General features: G+C 58.8%; 1 rRNA gene. It reads right to left on the bottom strand.

The features are described from left to right. Positions 1–762: 762 nt before the first annotated feature. Positions 763–875, bottom strand: a 5S ribosomal RNA gene (gene rrf / locus H0X91_RS34695). Between the last annotated feature and the right edge of the window lie 10 nt (positions 876–885).

Genomic DNA, 885 nt, shown 5'->3' on the forward strand with positions numbered 1-885 from the left:
AGCACCAGACAGGCGGCTTGCTGTTTGAACTCCGGGGAAAACGTACGTCGTTGCTTGCTCATCAGACACCTCTTCATGGCGACCATTCTCGCCTAAATCAGTGTCCGGATTCATTAGACCACTACACGATAGGGCTATTTCAGGCGGAGATATAGCGAGTTAGAACGGAAATGCCGCCTAATAGCCACGCCGCGCTTCCCTGGCGCGACGCAGCTCGGTCGCGTGGTTTCGCGAGGAACGCACGCACATTTGGCACTTGCGACAAGAGAGCCGGAAGCGCGGACATCCCACCCGTTCTTGCCACCAACCCGCGGGAAATAGAGCGAGCGTAGGGCGCACCCGCTGCCACGCGATATGCGCAGCGCGCCGAGGCAGAAGACACGCTGGATACACCGGCGATCAAGGCGCGTTGATCGATTATCGGGTGACGGGGGTTAGCCAGACCTGGCGGGCGCCTGTGTCGAGCAAGGCCGGACGGAAGATTACTCTGGCGAAGTTGCCCAAGGCGATTTCTCGCCGCGGACCTGATGGCCGCCGACACAAACGAAAAATAGAAGGTTCGGGATTTCAGCAACATCAGTTGCTGGCGTACAGGCATCCCGACGGGCGAGATGCAGTTGGCCAATCTCGAGGAGACGATTTCGATTTGAGCCAACGCCTTCGACACCCAACTCGTGCCACACGGCGCTTCGCCGCATGCTTTTTTGGCGCACCAATGCAAAAACCCCCGCCTTTTGGGCGGGGGTTTCTGGCTTGAGGGGAGCCTGACGATTACCTACTTTCACACGGGAATCCGCACTATCATCGGCGTAGAGTCGTTTCACGGTCCTGTTCGGGATGGGAAGGGGTGGGACCGACTCGCTATGGTCATCAGGCAAAGGGGGT

Source organism: Burkholderia sp. 9777_1386 (genome assembly GCF_015712265.1).
Classification (GTDB): Bacteria; Pseudomonadota; Gammaproteobacteria; order Burkholderiales; family Burkholderiaceae; genus Burkholderia; species Burkholderia cenocepacia.